Raw genomic sequence first — 16,245 nt, 5'->3', positions numbered from 1 at the left:
GTCACAGACCGGGAGTCAACGACGATGAACACAACCCCAGCGCCGGAGGCCTTCACGCCGACCGGCACGATCGCAGCACGGACGGATCGGCGCCGCGTGGTCTTCGCCACCGTCGTCGGCACCACCGTGGAGTGGTACGACTTCTTCATCTACGCGCAGGCCGCTGGCCTGGTCTTCGCCACGCTGTTCTTCGCTCCGGCGGGGGAGGGCTTCGCGCAGATCCTGTCGTTCATCACCGTCGGCATCAGCTTCCTGTTCCGTCCGCTCGGTGCTTTCCTCGCCGGTCACCTGGGCGACAAGTACGGCCGGCGCCTGGTGCTGATGCTCACGCTGATGCTGATGGGTATCTCGACCACGCTGGTCGGGCTGCTCCCCACCTATGCCGCGATCGGCATGGCGGCTCCGGTGCTGCTGATCCTGCTGCGGGTGCTCCAGGGGATCTCCGCGGGAGGCGAATGGGGCGGTGCCGTGCTGATGGCCGTCGAACACGCCCCCAAGAGCAAGCGCGGCCTGTTCGGCGCTTCGCCGCAGATCGGCGTGCCGCTGGGTCTTCTCCTCGCGTCGGCGGTCATGGCGCTCGTCGCACTGCCCGGTCAGGAGTGGTTCATGACGTGGGGCTGGCGCATCCCGTTCCTGCTCTCCGTGGTGCTGATCCTGATCGGCTACTACGTCCGCCGCCGCGTCGAGGAGAGCCCGGTGTTCACCGAGCTCGCCGAGCGCAAGGAGCAGACCCGCATGCCGATCGTGCAGCTGTTCCGCAAGCACGCTCTCCTGGTGGTGATCGCCGCCCTGGTGTTCGCCGGCAACAACGCGGTCGGGTACATGACCACCGGCGGCTATGTCCAGCGCTACGCGACCGACCCCAACGGCGCGGTGGGACTCGCGACGGCCGACGTGCTCGGCGCCGTGACGATCTCCGGAGCGACCTGGCTGATCTTCACCTGGATCGCCGGATGGCTGTCCGACAAGATCGGCCGCCGGAACACCTATCTGCTGGGGTGGATCTTCCAGCTCGGCGGTGTCTTCCTGCTGTTCCCGCTCGTCAACACCGGCAGCCTGGCCCTGCTCACGCTCGGCCTCGTCGTGCTCACCGTGGGCCTCGGCTTCACCTACGGGCCCCAGGCGGCGCTCTACTCGGAGCTGTTCCCGGCATCCATCCGGTTCTCCGGGGTGTCGATCTCCTACGCGATCGGCGCCATCCTGGGTGGCGCTTTCGCTCCGACGATCGCGCAGGCGATCGTCCAGGCCACCGGGTCCACGAGCGGCGTCACCTGGTACCTCGCCGGCATGACCATGCTCGGACTGATCGCGACCCTGCTGCTGCGCGACCGCAGCGGCATCCCGCTCGGACCCGACCACGAGGAAGAGCAGGCCAAGAGCCCGATCTACGGCCTCGCCAAGGCATAGTCGCTGTTCCCGCAGGGGCCGGTCCAGACGGACCGGCCCCTGCGTCGTCTGCTGGCGCATGCTCAGCCGTTGATCACCTGCGGCACCGAGACCGCCTTGAGGCCCTCCACGCCGAACTCCAGCCCGTAGCCGGACCTCTTCACCCCGCCGAACGGCACGAACGGGTGCACGCCACCGTGCGAGTTGATCCACACGGTGCCGGACTGCACCCGCGCCGCGATCTCGCGGGCGCGATCGCGGTCCGCCGACCACACGGAGGCGCCGAGGCCGACGTCCAGCGCATTGGCCATCTCGATCGCCTGCTCAACGTCGCTGTAGCGGATGATGGGCAGCGCCGGACCGAACTGCTCCTCCACGACCAGGGCGGCCTCCGGGTCGATGTCGGCGACGAGCGTCGTCGGGTAGAAGAATCCCGGCGCGTCGCGGTCGGGCTCGCCGCCGAGCACGATGCGTGCCCCCGATGCCTTCGCGGCCTCGACCAGCCGGTCGACCACGTCGAACTGCATACGGTTCTGCAGCGGCCCCAGCACGTTGTCCTCGTCGAGTCCGACGCCCATCGGCATCGCGGCAGCGACCTCGGCGAGGGCCTCGACGACGGCGTCGTAGACGTCATCGTGCACGTAGAGACGCTTGAGGGCGGCGCACGTCTGGCCGGTGTTGATGAACGCGCCCCAGAACAGATCCTGGGCGATCGCGGCGGGGTCGACGTCGGGCAGCACGATGCCGGGGTCGTTGCCGCCGAGCTCGAGGGTCAGGCGGGTGATGTTCCCCGCGGAGCCTTCGATGATCTTGCTGCCGGTCGCGGTCGATCCGGTGAACATGATCTTTCCGAAGGCCGGCTCCGCGACGATCGCGGCGCCCATCTCTCCGCTCCCCGTGACGACCTCCAGCACGCCCTCCGGCAGCTCCTGCTGCATCACGGCGGCCAGTGCCAGCCCGGACAGCGTGGTGTACTCGGAGGGCTTGGAGACCACCGCGTTGCCCATCCGCAGCGCGGGCGCGATCTGCCACACCGCGATCATCATGGGCCAGTTCCACGGTGTGATGGCGGCGACCAGGCCGACCGGACGGTAGTGCAGCTCTGCGTAGTCCGTGCCGTCATCGACGACGACCTCGGCGGGCAGCGCGGTGGCGGCCGTGGCGCGCAGCCAGGCGGCGCACGCGCCCACCTCGAAGCGGGCGTTCGGGCCGTTCAGCGGCTTGCCCTGCTCACGCGACAGAACCTGCGCGAGGGCCTCCGCGGATCGCTCGATCGCATCGGCCACGCGGTTCAGGACGCGGCAGCGCTCCTCGTCGGGGAGGGCGGCCCAGCTGCGCTGTGCAGCAGCGGCCCGGTCGACCGCGTTCCGCAGTCGCTGCTCGTCGTGCACGGGGACGGTGGCGATCAGCTCGCCGGTCGCAGGGTCGAACACCTCCCGCACGGGTCCGTCCTGCGGGGCGATCGCGGCGATCAGGCTCTGATACGTTTCCATGGCTGTCCTCCTGGTGGGGTGTCGGTTCACGGTGCGGGGGCGTGGTGCTCGCATGCCGGTCATTCCTGCGAGCGCGATTGGCTCGGTGAGCAGCCGAACTCCGCGCGGTACGCGCGGCTGAAGTAGGCCGCATCGGTGAAACACCAGGCGCGTGCGATGCTCGTGACAGACCGGTCGGCGAAGGCCGGGTCGCGCAACCGGGCACGGCATTCCTCGAGTCGGCGACGCCGCACCCAGGTCGTCACGGTGGCGTCGTTGTCGTGGAACAGGGCGTGCAGCAGGCGCTGCGAGATGAAGTGCGCCGCGGCGATGCGTGCGGGGTCCAGATCCGGGTCGGTGAGGTGGTCGTCGATGTAGCGCACCACCTCACCGAACAGACGTTGGCGTGGACTGAGCGGGACGCGGCCGATCGCAAGCTCCTGGGAGAGCAGCGCCACGATCATCTCGACCGTCGCACGGGCGAGGCGCCGGCCGGGTGCGCCCTCAAGCGCTTCCAGGTTCCCGGAGAGGTTCTGCAGGTGAGGCACCACGACGTGCCCGACGCCTGCGGAACCCTCCAGCGCGGTCGCCGTCAGCTCCGCGACCGCGTCCACGGGCAGATCCACCGCGTGAGCGGGGAACATCACCACCAGGCACCGGGATGGTCCGTCAAAGGCGAGCGAGTACGGACGGTCGGTGTCGTAGATCGCCACCGAGCCGGGGCTCAGCAGCGTCTCGTTGGCTCCCTGGATGAGGATCCCGTGCCCGGCCAGCTGCACGCCGACCTTGAAGTGCCGGCGAGGCCGGCGGGCGATCAGCGCCGGCGTTCTCTCGACGACGTGCTCTGTCGCGTCGACGACCGACACCTGGATGTCGTCCGCCGCGACGTGCCGGATGCTTCCGCGAAACGGACCAGGCCGCTCGGAACGCACCTGCAGCGGCACGAAAGAGTCGCTGACGGCCGCGCAGAAGCCGGAGAAGTCCAGATCGCTCGGTCGTGCGAGAGTCGCGGTCGCCGGCACGACGTCACCCCTGGCGGAACTCGTCGATGAGGGAGCGGGCCGTGGTGATGCCCGTCTCGATCGCGCCGTCGACGACGACGCCGTTCCAGCCCCGTGCCCAGTCGGCGCCCGCGAAACGGAGCCGGGTGCCGGTGTCGCCGAACAGGCTCCAGCCCTCCAAGAACTGCCCGGAGCGCGGGGTCGCCCAGGTCTGGCCGGACCAGGGGTCTGCCACCCAGTCGTGACCGGTGGTCTCGATGACCTCGAGGTCGGGTCGCCAGCGGTGCAGGAGCTCCTCGACCGATGCACGGTCGTGGAGGTCGATCTGGGTGTGGTCTGGGCCGAACCCGACGAGGATCGTGGTGTCGTCGTCGAGGAAGTACTCGCTGCGGACGAGGGCGAGGGGGTTGCCCGACGGCGCGTAGGCGATGAGCGAGTGGTGTCCGCGCACCTTGACCCAGATCTTGAAGCCCGTGCAGTTGAAGCCGGCGTCGATCACCCCGCGGGCCGCTGGATCGAGCTCCGGCGAGAAGGTGATGTTGCCCAGCGCCCCAAGGGGCGCGGTGACGATGACCGCATCCGAGCTGACCACCGTGCCGTCGCCCAGGGTGACCCTGGCGCCGGTGTCGTCGTGCTCGACCGCCGTCACCACGGTGTTGAGGTGGATCGGGGCGCGCAGGTCGCCGGCGATGCCCTCGTAGATTCCGCGCATGCCGTTGGCGAGCTTGAACCGCAGCGTCTGCTCGTCGAGCAGCGACAGCCGGTGGTCGCTGAGCGAAGCCCAGTGCTTCGCCATGAGCGGCGATGCGGTCGCCGTGCGGCCGTTGTAGCCGGCCGACCAGTAGGCGTCTGCGAGGTCGATCTCCTCCTGGGAGAAGTCGCCGTCCCGCAGGGCGTCCAGGACGCTCCCGCCGTCGGCGGCGCGGAAGCGGTCGATCAGCTCCTGGTCGCCGGACGCGAGGATGTGCAGCGGATCGTGCGGATAGGGGAAGAACTCGCGCGAGCCCTCGAAGATGCGCGCCTGGGGTCGTTCGAGCCGTGCGTCCAGCTCGGCCTCGGTGCCGTGGTGGACCGCACCGGCGCTGAGCCAGTAGGCATCGTCGGCGACCGGGCTCGGATAGATCTCCTGCCCGTATCGGGTGATCTCGGTCCAGATGAACGGCTGCATCCAGTGCACCCAGGTGGCCCCCATCTCCAGGGCGTGGCCGAGGCGTTCCTCCGTCCAGGCGCGGCCGCCGATGCGGTCGCGCGCCTCGTAGAGGGTGACGTCGACGCCGTTCGCCTCGAGCTCGCGCGCCGCGACCAGCCCGGCGAACCCCGCTCCGACGATCGTCACGCGGGGAGTTGTCCTGTCGTCCATGGGTAACCGCCTTTGGTCCTCGACTTCTGTTGCGCTGCTGCGCTGAGGCCCGAGCGTACGACTATCCAGATGGATAGTCAATGGCAGAACACGGACCGGATCCGGCGCGCCGGATCCGGTGGATCAGGATGCGGAGGCGTCGGAGATCAGGCGCCGGATGCGCGCGAGGACGCGCTCGACGTCGGCGCCGTCGCCCAGGGTGAGCTGCTTGAGAACGATGCCGTCGAGGGTGAACCAGATCGCCTCGACCAGCTCGTCATCGTCGACCCCGAGGTCGCGAAGGCGTTCTTGCGTCGCCCGACGGTAGGCCTCGTAATAGCGCTCGACGTGCGCGCGCAGCTCCGGTCGCCGGCGTGACTCCAGCAGCAGCTCGTACTGGAACGCCTGCATCTCCGTGCTGCGCTGGGCGATCGACTCGATGCCCGCGGCGAAGCTGGCCGCGTCGACCGCATCGGCGGGAACGGCGCGCATGTTCGTCTCGCGCAGGCTCTCCTCGACGGCGAACTCCAGGGCGGCGGCGATCAGCTGATCCCGTGAGCCGAAGTGATGCCGCACCAGCCCGTGCGAGACCCCGGCCTCGGCGGCGACGGCTCGGTAGGTGAGATCACGCAGTCCGCGATCGGCGACGACTCTGATCGTGGCGAGGAGGAGCGCGTCGCGTCCGGACGGGGTGGTCATATCAGCACCCTAGGTGCTCCGCGGGTCGTGCCCTGCCGGACAAGGGGTGTGCGGGATCCGACAAGGGCCGTGCTGTGGCGTCCGGCTGCCGTCTCGGTCGCGCGGTGTGCGGGATCGGACGAGTGCTGTGCGGGATCGGTCAACGCACCGGCCATTGGCTGAGGGAGGATCGGGGGACTCACCGAACACAGGAGTTCCCATGAGCGCTGAAGTGTCACCGACCGGCTCCCTGCCCGTCGTCACGGGCGGCCGGCTGGGCGTCCCGGCCATCACCGTCATGATCATCGCGGCGTCGGCGCCGCTCACGGTCATCGCCGGCGGTGCGACGACCGCCTACTCCGTCACCGGCTCCACCGCCGTGCCGATCGGGTACATCGTGCTCGCGCTCGCGCTGGCGGTGTTCGCGATCGGCTATGCGGCGATGAGCCGGTTCGTCACCAACGCCGGTGCGTTCTACTCCTATGCCGCCCGAGGCCTGGGGCGGCCGGCGGGGGTCGGGGTCTCTCTGGTCGCCCTGGTCGCGTACAACTGCATGCAGATCGGCATCTACGGGATGTTCGGATTCCAGGTGTCGGTGTTCCTCGCCGAGAAGGCGGGCTGGGACGTGCCCTGGTGGGTGCCCGTCCTGGTGTGCATCGCGATCGTCGCGGTGTTGGGCGTCAACCGGGTCGACCTGTCGGCGAAGGTGCTCGGAATCATCGTGCTGCTCGAGTTCGCCGCGGTGCTGCTGTTCGACGTCGTCGCGTTCGCGAACCCCGCGGAGGGGTTCACGGCGGAGCCCATCCTGCCCTCGGCCCTGCTCACGCCGGGCATCGGCGCGGTCCTCGTGTTCGGCATCGCCGCGTTCATGGGGTTCGAGTCCGCGGCGATCTACAGCGAGGAGGCCAAGGACCCGCGCCGCACGGTGGCACGGGCGACCTTCAGCGCCGTGGTGATCATCGGCGTCTTCTACGCGCTCTCGTCGTGGGCGCTGGCCCTCGCGATCGGCCAGGACAAGATCACCGGCGGGGGGATCACCCTCGATGAGGCCGGCCCGCCGCTGTTCTTCGGCTTCGTCGCGGAACGGCTCGGGGTCGTCTTCGTCGACATCATGTCGCTGCTGTTCATCACGAGCCTGTTCGCGGCGCTCGTCTCGTTCCACAATGCGGTCGCGCGCTATCTGTTCTCCCTCGGACGGGAACGCGTGCTGCCGCGTGCGCTGTCCGCGGTCCGGCCAGGGCACGAAGCCCCGTGGGTGGGCTCGCTCACGCAGACGGCGCTGGCGGTCGTCGTGGTCGCGGCCTTCGCTGTCGCGGGCGCGGGATCCGAGCTGGGCGTGCTGTTCCCCGTCGTGACCCTCTTCTCCTGGCTGACCAACACGGGTGCGCTGGGGCTGGTGCTCATCATGACGATCGTGTCGGTCGCCGTCATCGGCTTCTTCGCCCGCGCCGCGCGCGGCGTGGGGATCCTCGCTCGCGTGGTGGCCCCGGTCGTGGCCTGTGCCGCGCTGGGCACGGTGCTGGTGCTGATCCTGATCAACTTCAACGTGCTGCTCGATCAGCCGGAGCCGGGGCCCGCGACATTCCTGTTGCCGGCGATCCTCGTCGCACCGGGGATCATCGGCGTGGCCTGGGGATTCTGGCTGCGCAAGGCCCGCCCGGCCGACTACCGGCGCATCGGGCGCGGCTCGGAGGACCCCGCGGCGGTTCTCACCCGGCCGGAGGACTGAGCGGGGGCGCAGGGGGGAGCGCTAACCGCCGAGCGCCTCGCGGATGGCCTCGGCAGACCGCATCAGGCGGTGGGCGATGGGGGCGTCCTCGTCGGCGCCAGAGACATGGACCACAGCGATCGCCGCCGGGCGGCGGCCGCGCAGGGAGAGCGGCACGGCCACCGCCTGCACGGTGGGGATCACCTCGTCGTGGCTCGCTGCCCACCCGCGTGCGTGGGCGACGTCGACCTCGGAGCGAAGGCCGTCGGAGGCGTCCGACGGCCACTCCGCGGGCGGGAGCGTCGACAGCATGGCCTTGCTCGGCGCGCCGACCAGGATCGAGTGTCGCGCGCCGGGCCGCTGCGCGACCGAGGCGATCGCGTTGCGCGGCTCGACGCTCGCGATGGTGATGCACTCCTCGCCGTCGAGCACGGCGAGGAAGGCCGTCATGCCGAGCTCGTTCGCGATCACGGTGAGCTCTGGCAGCGCGGCGGACTGCAGATCGCGCGCGACGCCGGCGGCCAGCGCCGCCATGCGAGCGCCGAGCTCCACGCGCCCTGCGGCATCCCGGGCCACGAGCCCGTGCTCTTCCAGGGTGCGCAGCAGGCGGTATGCGATCGACCGATGCACGCCCAGGAGGCCGGCGAGGTCGTCGATCGTGAGCGGGTCGGGGGAGTCGGCGAGAATCTCCAGGATGCGGATACCGCGGCTGAGCGTCTGCGATGCCGGTGCACGCTTCTCTGCGGGATCGGGGGCAGGCATGGGGTCCCTTCGACGACTCTTGCGCCGCGATGAACGCGTCGTATACGATCTGTTCAATAGTAGAACGGCGTGTTCTAAAATAGAACATGATCCGCCGAAGCGCAACGCCTCGACACAGTAGTCCGAGGAAAGGATCGACGACGATGCAGTTCCACCACCACGGTTACGTCTCCGGCGACCCGCGCTCCGTCTCCGCTTCCGGCACCGGGCTGGATCGGCCGGACGAGCTGCCGGACGAGATGGACGTGCTCATCGTCGGCTCCGGCCCGGCGGGGATGCTCCTGGCCGCCCAGCTCTCGCAGTTCCCCTCGGTCACGACCCGGATCATCGAGCGCCGGGACGGCCGGCTCGTGCTGGGGCAGGCCGATGGGATCCAGCCGCGCAGCGTCGAGACGTTCCAGGCCTTCGGGTTCGCCGAGCGGATCATCGCCGAGGCCTACAACATCGGGTGGATGAACTTCTGGAGCCCCGACCCGGAGAACCTCGGCAGCATCGTGCGCACCGCCCGCACCGAGGACTACGGCTACAAGATCAGCGAGTTCCCGCACCTCATCGTGAACCAGGCGCGGGTGCTGGACTACTTCGCCGAGGCGGCGGCACACGGTCCCGGACGGATCGCGCCGGACTACGGCGTCGAGTTCCTCGGGCTCACCGTGCAGGAGGAGGGCGCGTATCCCGTCGAGGTGCGTGTTCGTCACACGACAGGGGAGCGCGCGGGGGAGGAGCGCACCATCCGTGCGAAGTATGTCGCCGGCGGCGACGGCGCGCGCTCCGCGGTGCGCGATGCGATCGGGCGCAAGCACATCGGCGGCATCTCCGCGCACGCGTGGGGCGTGATGGACGTGCTGGTCAACACCGACTTCCCCGACTGGCGCATCAAGTGCGCCATCAACGCGGCGGCCGGGAACATCCTGCACATCCCTCGCGAAGGGGGATATCTCAGCCGGGTGTACGTGGACCTGGGAGAGGTTCCGGAGGACGACGACCACCGGGTGCGCCAGACGCCGGTCGAGGAGATCATCCGTCGCGCGAATGAGATCCTGCACCCGTACACACTCGATGTGAAGCAGGTGGCCTGGCACAGCGTGTACGAGGTGGGTCATCGCGTGACGGACAAGTTCGACGACGTCGACGTCGACCAGAGCCACGACCCGCGGGTTTTCCTCATGGGTGACGCCTGCCACACGCACAGCGCGAAGGCCGGGCAGGGCATGAACGTGTCGATGCAGGACGGCTTCAACCTCGGCTGGAAGCTCGGGTCGGTGCTCACCGGGCGCAGCCCGGCCGCCCTGCTGTCGACCTACTCCGCCGAGCGTCAGCCGGTGGCCCAGCAGCTCATCGACTTCGATCGCGAGTGGTCGAGTCTCATGGCCAGAAAGCCGGAGGAGATCTCCGATCCGGCCGAGCTGGCCAACTATTACCTGGGCACCGCGGAGTTCCCCTCGGGGTTCATGACCCAGTACGGCCCGTCGATGATCGTCGCCGGCACGGCACACCAGCACCTCGCGGGCGGCTTCCCGGTGGGCAAGCGCTTCACATCGGCCGAGGTGGTGCGGGTCTGCGACGGGAACGTGGTCCACCTGGGGCACCATGCGCGCGCTGACGGGCGCTGGCGGATCTACGCCTTCGGTGATCGAGACGGATCCGCTCTGCACGCCTGGGGCCGGTGGTGCGCCGATGAGATCGCGCGGTACACCCCGGAGGGGGCGGACGTGGACGCGATCTTCGACGTGAAGGCGGTGTTCCAGCAGCCCTTCGAGCAGGTCGACTTCCCCGGGGTCCCGCCGGTCTTCCGGCCGCAGACAGGGCCGTTCGGGCTCGTCGACTGGGAGAAGGTCTACGCCGCAGGGCCGAGCGCGTGGACCGACGTCGACGTCTTCGCCGAGCGCGAGCTGTCCCGCGACGGCGTGGTAGTCGTCGTCCGTCCGGACCAGTACGTCGCCGCGGTGCTCCCGCTGAGCGCGACCGATGAGCTGTCGGCGTTCCTCGCCGCGTCGTTCGTCGCCCGGTGAGCACCGCCGGCCCGCTCGGGAGACGATTGCCGCGCGTGGTGCTCCCCGCCACCCGCGGTGGCACGATGGCGCTGGGCGACGTTGGTGCCGAACCCACCGTGATCTTCGTCTACCCGAAGACCGGCGACCCGAACAGGGCGGACTCCGCGGCGTGGGCTGCCATCCCCGGGGCGAAGGGCTGCACGGCTGAGGCGTGCTCCTTCCGCGATCTGCGGGCGGAGTTCCTGGCGCTGGGCTGGGCTGTCATCGGCTGCTCCACGCAGGACGCCGCGTATCAGCGCGAGGTCGCGGAGCGGCTGCACCTGCCGTATCCGCTGCTGAGCGATGTCGACCGGGTGCTCGGGCGCGCGCTGGGTCTCCCGACCTTCCGCTTCGAGGACGACGTGCTCTACCGACGGATCACGCTCCTGGTCCGGGGTGGTGAGGTCGTCGGCGTCGTCGACCCCGGCGATGATGCCGACGGGCACGGGGGAGACGTTCTCGACGCGGTGCGCTCCCTCTCCCGCGGAGAATGATCCGGCTCTCCCGGCTATGCGCTCGGACCCCGCGTGTCCGCCGTCAGGCTGTCGGAGACGCGCGTCAGAGGCTCGGTGCTCCCGGTCGCCTGCGCAACGATAATCGCCCCTTCGATCGCGCAGATCGCCGTCGTCGCCCGCGCCCGCGCCGCCGGCTCCGAATCTCCTGAGCGGATGTAGGCGGTCGTCAGCGTGTCGATCCACGAGCAGAACACGTCGCCTGCGACGCTGCTCGCGGCTGGCGCGACGGCGCGTCCCAGGGTGGCGGCGACGACGGGGCAGCCGGCTTCGAATCCGGTCCGCGTGAGCTCTTCCGACCACTCCTGGGCGAGCGCGGCGATGAGATGCTCCGGGTTTCCCTCGTGGCGCTGCATTCGTGCGTTCACGTGATCACCCGCGACACGGGTGGCCTCCGCCACCAGCTGGTTCTTGCCCCCGGGGAAGTTCAGGTAGATCGAGCGCCGGGCGACGCCGCTCGTGTCGAGGACGGCGGCGAGTCCGGTTCCGGCGACGCCGCGCCGTCGGAGCAGCGCGATCGCCGACTCCACGACCCTGTTCTTGATGGCCATCGATTGCTCCTCAGCATGCGGCGCTTGTGGCGGGGGGACAGGACCATTATGGTCGCGGTAGAACGATTGGTCTACTTCGGAAGGGACCCCGATGCCCCAGCTCACGCGCGAACACGGTATCTGGACACTGCAGCTGGACGACGATGAGAACCGCTTCACGGGCCACTGGCTCGACACGGTCGAGGCCCTCCTCGACGAGGTCGCGTCCAGACCAGAGGGCGTGATGATCACCGTCGGAACAGGGAAGTTCTTCTCGAACGGTCTCGACGTCGCGGGTGGCGCCGCCGGAGAGGGCGGATTCTCCGGGTACGTCGCCCGGGTGGAGCGGCTCCTGGCGAGAATCCTCCGTCTGCCGGTGCCGACCATCGCGGTGGTCTCCGGCCATGCGTTCGGGGCGGGGGCCATGCTCGCCCTCGCGCACGACTACCGCCTGATGCGCGCGGATCGCGGGTTCATCTGCCTCCCGGAGGTCGATCTCGGGATGCCGTTCACGCAGGGCATGCATGCCCTGCTCGCCGCGAAGCTCACACCCCGCGCGCGCACGGCTGCGATGACGTCTGGCCGGCGGTTCACCGCGGCGGAGGCGGTCGGATATGAGCTCGTCGACGAGGCTGCCCCCGGCGACGACGTGGCCGACGCAGCCCGGGCGCTCGCCGCAGGCATCGGCGGCAAGGACCCCGGCACCCTCGGGGCGATCAAGAGCGGTCTCTATGGCGAGGCGCTGCGGCTGCTGGGGACGCCCCTTTCTGCTGCCCAGCTGCCCGAGGGACTCCGATGAGCGCCCCCGCCGCCGACGCCCTGGCCGCGCTGAACGGCCTCGAGCTCCTTCGTCTCTTCCAGGCGCGACCCGAGATCCGCCCGAACATCGGCGTGCTCCTCGGCGCAGAACTCGAGACGGTGGAGGAAGGACACGTGGTCTTCAGCATCTCGGTGCGTCCCGATCACGCGAATCCGCTGGGCACGGTCCACGGCGGAGTCCACGCGACACTGCTCGACTCGGCGATGGGATGCGCCGTGCACTCTCTGCTGGAGGCCGGTGTCGGATACGGGACGCTGGAGATGAAGCTCAACTACGTCCGTGCCGTGTCCGCCGATGCTGCTGTGCGCCTGACAGCGAGCGGCCGGGTGCTGCACATCGGCAGGACGACGGCGCTGGCCGAGGGGCGTATCGTCGACGATGCGGGCCGGCTCATCGCGCACGGGACCGAGACCTGCATGATCTACCGCTGAGGACGGTGTGCGCCGCCGGCCGGCCGCCCGGCATAGTCTGGAGCGATGGCAGGCGTGCGTTTCGTGGCGATCGGGGACTCATTCACCGAGGGGGTGGGTGATGAGCTTCCTGACGGGCGGGTGCGCGGCTGGGCGGATCTGACCGCGCAGGGATGGGCGAACGCCCTCGGCGGCAGCGTCGAGTACGCCAACCTCGCCATCCGGGGGCGGCTCATCTGGCCGATCGTCGAACAGCAGCTCGACGCCGCACTCGCCCTGGAGCCGACCCACCTGAGCTTCAACGGCGGCGGCAACGACATTCTGCGACCGCGCGCCGACGTCGAGCACATCGCAGACGCGTTCAGTCGCGTGCTGCGGCGATGCGATGAGCAGGGGGTCACGGTGATCCTCCTCTCCGGCGCCAATCCCAGTGCGCAGCTGCCGATGGGAAGCGTGTTCCAGAAGCGGGGCGACCTGCTGTCTGCGGCGGTTCTGCGCCGGATCGAGGACCGCCCCGATGTGGTTCGTGCACTGAACTGGCCGGATCATGAACTGAGCCAGCCGTCGTACTGGTCCGAGGATCGTCTGCACATGAACGCAGCCGGTCACCACCGGGTCGCGGCGCGTGTTCTGGAGGCGCTCGGGCTCGATCCCGACCCGACGTGGTGGACGCCCACGGGCCCCGCCGTCGCCGGTGCGACCGGGTTCGCGTACTACCGGCAGTTCGTCGGCCCCTGGATCAAGCGCCGTGTCACGGGGACGTCATCGGGCGACGGACGCGCAGCCAAGTACCCGACCTGGACAGAGGTGCCTTCCGCTGCGGAGGACGTGTCCTGAGACCCTGCACCCCGGGAGGCGTGCGGAGCCGTGACCGTCAGGGGATCGCTATCCCGTCTGCGTCGGTCTCCATTTCGATCAGGTGGTGCGGCTCTGGGGCGATGCGGAGGCCGTGCGGGCTGTTCGCGAGGCCGCTGAGGACCTCGAGCCAGGCACGATTGAGCTTCGGTCGCCGGCTGCCGTGGAACTTGAACACCAGGGAGCTGCCGGGATGGAGCCACACCGTCGTGCGGCCATGACCCACGGCCGGGTCGTCGGGCCAGGTGAACGCGAACGGCTCACCGCGGCGCAGCTTGTTGGCGATCACCATCTGCAGGTGCGCCAGCGTGCGGTCGTCCAGGTCGGCATGCACCCCGCCGTCGTAGGTGAGTCTGCCCATGGGTATCGCCTCGCGCTCTGTTCTGCCCGCTGATCTGCCCGCCAGGCGCACCGCGTGCGCACGGCTTTCAGTCTGCCGCCCGCGGGCGGGGACAGGCGCGCAAATCATTCAGATGAATGGGTTAGGGTTCCCCCGTCTTCTCAGCCCCGATCGGAGGGAGCAGCAGTGGGTACCATCCACTACGGATCACCCGGCAGCGCCATCCACATCGAGGACCGCCTCCTGGCCCACCTCAAGGCGGTCATCGTCACCAAGCTGCGGCGCAACGAGAGCTGCACGCTCTCGTGGCGTCGCGGGACGGATGCGGATGCCGGGCGGTCGACGATCTGGCTGCACCCGGCCATCCCGCTCCGTTTCGACTTCGAGGGCACAGAGCCCCCAGAGCTCGACGCCGCATTGATCAGAGATCTCGCGCACGCGGCGAACAGCTCCGGGGGTATCGCGCTCGCCGCCCTGCACGAGCGGCGGGCGGCCGGCCGAGAGGCGTGACTATACGCCTTTCCGTGCTCGACGTGAACCCCCGTGCCCAACTCGCCGCCGAGGCTTAGCGTCGGCTCCGGAAGAGAACAGGAGTGTCGTGGCACGGCGTGCGACCGCGGTCCCGCCGATCCGCGCATCACGCCGATCACCCGGAGGAAAGGACCACAGCATGCCTGACATCGACGCTCGTACCGACCAGGTGCCCACCACCCACGCCGAATGGGGCGCCGGAGACCCGCGGCTGCTCGTATCGGCCTCCGAGGGGGTCGGCGCCGCGCCTGGGGACCGTTTCGAGTTCTTCCTCACCGATGACGTGACCAGAGTCGGCTCAGCCGCCGATTGCGAGCTGCCGCTGGAGCAGACCGACCCGGTGCACGCCCGCATCGTGCACGATCCGCGGGACGAGTACGTGCTCACGCTGCTCGGCGACGGAGAGATGACAGCGAACCCCGCGGCATCGGGAACCCATCCCGGCGAGCGGTCGCAGACACTGCGCACCGGTGCGCGGTTCACCGCTGGGCCGTGGACGCTCGTGTTCATGCGCGCGGAGTACGCCGACCACGGCCGACCGGCCGGCGGACGCGAGGGCGGCGAGCTGGCCGACGACCCCGGCCAGCCGGCGCGGCCGGACTACGGCCTGGGGCAGACTCCCGACGACGACGACGCGGAGGAGGGCCCGACAGCGGTGGTGTGACATGCGGCCCGGCCGGAGTACGCTCGACGAACATCGCGCTCGACCACCCGCCGGGAGGAACCCATGCCGCCGCCACCGATCGTCCCGCGGCGCCGGAGCGGCGCTGTCGTGGCCGCCGTCGGCATGCTCGTCCTCGCCGGGTGCGGGGTCCCGGCGGAGGTGACGCCGACAGCAAAGGCCACGGCGGCGTCCCCGACGCCGCGCGCCGAGACGTCACAGCCGGTGCCGTCCGAAGCGTCCGCCGCCCCGCGTACCGGGCAGCTGATCCAGGGCCTCGACGCGCCGTGGTCGATCGCCTTCCTCGGCGAGACGGCGTTCATGAGCGAGCGCGGTACCGCTCTGATCCGGGAGTTCGGCCCGGACGGGTCTGTTCGTGACGTCGCTACGGTTCCCGGTGTCGTCGCGGCCGGCGAAGGGGGCCTTCTCGGCATCGCAGTGCACGATGGCCATCTCTACGCCTACGTCACCGGCGCGGGGGAGAACAGGGTCGAGCGATTCCCGATCACGGGCTCCGCTGGATCGTTCGGCCTGGGACCGGCCGCGGTCGTCGTCAGCGGCATCCCGTCCGCTCGGAACCACAACGGCGGACGCATCGCGTTCGGGCCCGACGGCATGCTCTACATCACCACCGGGGACGCGGGCGATCCCGCGCTCGCCCAGGACGTGGATTCGCTGGGCGGGAAGATCCTCCGGGTGACGGCCGAGGGCGGCATTCCCGCGGACAATCCGTTCCCCGGCTCTGCGGTGTACAGCCGGGGCCACCGCAACCCGCAGGGCATCGCGTGGAGCGCGGACGGCACGATGTTCGCCTCCGAGTTCGGGCAGGACACCTGGGACGAGCTCAACGTCATCCGTGCCGGGGCCAACTACGGCTGGCCAGAGGTCGAGGGAATCGCCGGGGTGGCTGACTACGTCGACCCTGTTCTGCAGTGGACGCCGGGGGAGGCGAGCCCGAGCGGTATCGCGATCGTCGACGAGGTCATCTACATCGCAGCCCTGCGGGGCGAGCGGATGCATGTCGTGCCGGTCGCCGACCCCGCGGCGTCCCATCAGGAGGCGGTGGGCACGTACGGGCGCCTGCGCGATGTTGTGGTGGCGCCGGACGGCGCGCTCTGGCTCGTCACGAACAACACCGACGGTCGCGGGGATCCGCGCGACGGCGACGACCGCGTGATCGCGGTCCTCCCCGGGAAGGTCGGCTAGC

The 16,245-nt window shown here is 69.9% G+C and carries 17 protein-coding genes; 10 read left to right on the top strand and 7 right to left on the bottom strand.

Annotated features, from left to right (window positions below):
• Positions 1–24 precede the first annotated feature (24 nt).
• Positions 25–1,407, top strand: coding sequence for an MFS transporter (locus tag AC3RXY_RS06410; RefSeq protein ID WP_491510063.1), 1,383 nt, complete (start codon positions 25–27; stop codon positions 1,405–1,407).
• 62 nt (positions 1,408–1,469) lie between these two features.
• Here the strand turns inward: AC3RXY_RS06410 and AC3RXY_RS06405 are convergent, their stop codons facing one another.
• The 4 genes from AC3RXY_RS06405 to AC3RXY_RS06390 all read right to left on the bottom strand — a co-directional run bounded on the left by AC3RXY_RS06405 (position 1,470) and on the right by AC3RXY_RS06390 (position 5,897).
• Entirely contained in the window at positions 1,470–2,879 is a 1,410-nt protein-coding gene (locus tag AC3RXY_RS06405; RefSeq protein ID WP_491510062.1) for an aldehyde dehydrogenase family protein, read from the bottom strand.
• A gap of 59 nt (positions 2,880–2,938) precedes the next feature.
• The gene (locus tag AC3RXY_RS06400) at positions 2,939–3,880 is read right to left on the bottom strand and encodes an AraC-like ligand-binding domain-containing protein (protein ID WP_491510061.1); all 942 of its coding nucleotides are present in this window, start codon (positions 3,878–3,880) and stop codon (positions 2,939–2,941) included.
• Positions 3,881–3,884: 4 nt separating this feature from the next.
• A complete protein-coding gene (locus AC3RXY_RS06395; protein WP_491510060.1) occupies positions 3,885–5,219 on the bottom strand; it encodes an NAD(P)/FAD-dependent oxidoreductase in 1,335 nt (444 codons plus the stop codon).
• Positions 5,220–5,342: 123 nt separating this feature from the next.
• Positions 5,343–5,897: a TetR/AcrR family transcriptional regulator gene (locus tag AC3RXY_RS06390; RefSeq protein WP_491510059.1), complete on the bottom strand. Its 555-nt coding sequence runs from the start codon at positions 5,895–5,897 to the stop codon at positions 5,343–5,345.
• A 199-nt stretch (positions 5,898–6,096) separates the two neighbouring features.
• On the opposite strand from AC3RXY_RS06390, the gene AC3RXY_RS06385 reads away from it, so the two are divergent.
• Entirely contained in the window at positions 6,097–7,605 is a 1,509-nt protein-coding gene (locus tag AC3RXY_RS06385) for an APC family permease (RefSeq protein ID WP_491510058.1), read from the top strand.
• Between the two features lie 21 nt (positions 7,606–7,626).
• On the opposite strand, the gene AC3RXY_RS06380 is transcribed toward AC3RXY_RS06385, so the two are convergent.
• A complete protein-coding gene (locus AC3RXY_RS06380; RefSeq protein WP_491510057.1) occupies positions 7,627–8,346 on the bottom strand; it encodes an IclR family transcriptional regulator in 720 nt (239 codons plus the stop codon).
• Between the two features lie 143 nt (positions 8,347–8,489).
• On the opposite strand from AC3RXY_RS06380, the gene AC3RXY_RS06375 reads away from it, so the two are divergent.
• Both AC3RXY_RS06375 and AC3RXY_RS06370 read left to right on the top strand, forming a co-directional pair.
• Entirely contained in the window at positions 8,490–10,358 is a 1,869-nt protein-coding gene (locus AC3RXY_RS06375) for an FAD-dependent monooxygenase (RefSeq protein ID WP_491510056.1), read from the top strand.
• The gene (locus tag AC3RXY_RS06370) at positions 10,355–10,873 is read left to right on the top strand and encodes a peroxiredoxin (RefSeq protein WP_491510055.1); all 519 of its coding nucleotides are present in this window, start codon (positions 10,355–10,357) and stop codon (positions 10,871–10,873) included. Before AC3RXY_RS06375 ends, AC3RXY_RS06370 begins: the two co-directional genes overlap by 4 nt.
• Positions 10,874–10,887: 14 nt before the next feature.
• Here AC3RXY_RS06370 and AC3RXY_RS06365 read toward each other — a convergent pair whose 3' ends face one another.
• Positions 10,888–11,442 (bottom strand): TetR/AcrR family transcriptional regulator, encoded by a 555-nt coding sequence (locus tag AC3RXY_RS06365; protein WP_491510054.1) that lies wholly within the window; start codon positions 11,440–11,442, stop codon positions 10,888–10,890.
• Between the two features lie 91 nt (positions 11,443–11,533).
• On the opposite strand from AC3RXY_RS06365, the gene AC3RXY_RS06360 reads away from it, so the two are divergent.
• From AC3RXY_RS06360 to AC3RXY_RS06350, 3 genes are read left to right on the top strand one after another with little or no spacing between them, the layout of a single operon-like run.
• A complete protein-coding gene (locus AC3RXY_RS06360; protein WP_491510053.1) occupies positions 11,534–12,220 on the top strand; it encodes an enoyl-CoA hydratase-related protein in 687 nt (228 codons plus the stop codon).
• Positions 12,217–12,672, top strand: a complete 456-nt coding sequence (locus tag AC3RXY_RS06355; RefSeq protein ID WP_491510052.1) for a PaaI family thioesterase — start codon at positions 12,217–12,219, stop codon at positions 12,670–12,672. Before AC3RXY_RS06360 ends, AC3RXY_RS06355 begins: the two co-directional genes overlap by 4 nt.
• A gap of 45 nt (positions 12,673–12,717) precedes the next feature.
• Entirely contained in the window at positions 12,718–13,488 is a 771-nt protein-coding gene (locus tag AC3RXY_RS06350) for an SGNH/GDSL hydrolase family protein (protein WP_491510051.1), read from the top strand.
• 37 nt (positions 13,489–13,525) lie between these two features.
• Here the strand turns inward: AC3RXY_RS06350 and AC3RXY_RS06345 are convergent, their stop codons facing one another.
• The gene (locus AC3RXY_RS06345) at positions 13,526–13,867 is read right to left on the bottom strand and encodes a DUF7882 family protein (protein WP_491510050.1); all 342 of its coding nucleotides are present in this window, start codon (positions 13,865–13,867) and stop codon (positions 13,526–13,528) included.
• Positions 13,868–14,032: 165 nt separating this feature from the next.
• Here AC3RXY_RS06345 and AC3RXY_RS06340 point away from each other — a divergent pair, with 165 nt between their 5' ends.
• From AC3RXY_RS06340 to AC3RXY_RS06330, 3 genes are all read left to right on the top strand, one after another.
• Positions 14,033–14,356, top strand: coding sequence for a DUF7882 family protein (locus tag AC3RXY_RS06340; protein ID WP_491510049.1), 324 nt, complete (start codon positions 14,033–14,035; stop codon positions 14,354–14,356).
• 160 nt (positions 14,357–14,516) lie between these two features.
• Entirely contained in the window at positions 14,517–15,041 is a 525-nt protein-coding gene (locus AC3RXY_RS06335) for an FHA domain-containing protein (protein WP_491510048.1), read from the top strand.
• 63 nt (positions 15,042–15,104) lie between these two features.
• The gene (locus tag AC3RXY_RS06330) at positions 15,105–16,244 is read left to right on the top strand and encodes a PQQ-dependent sugar dehydrogenase (RefSeq protein ID WP_491510047.1); all 1,140 of its coding nucleotides are present in this window, start codon (positions 15,105–15,107) and stop codon (positions 16,242–16,244) included.
• Position 16,245: the final 1 nt, after the last annotated feature.

Source organism: Microbacterium longlingense, from assembly GCF_058349825.2.
This window is presented reverse-complemented; position numbering and strand designations above follow the sequence as displayed.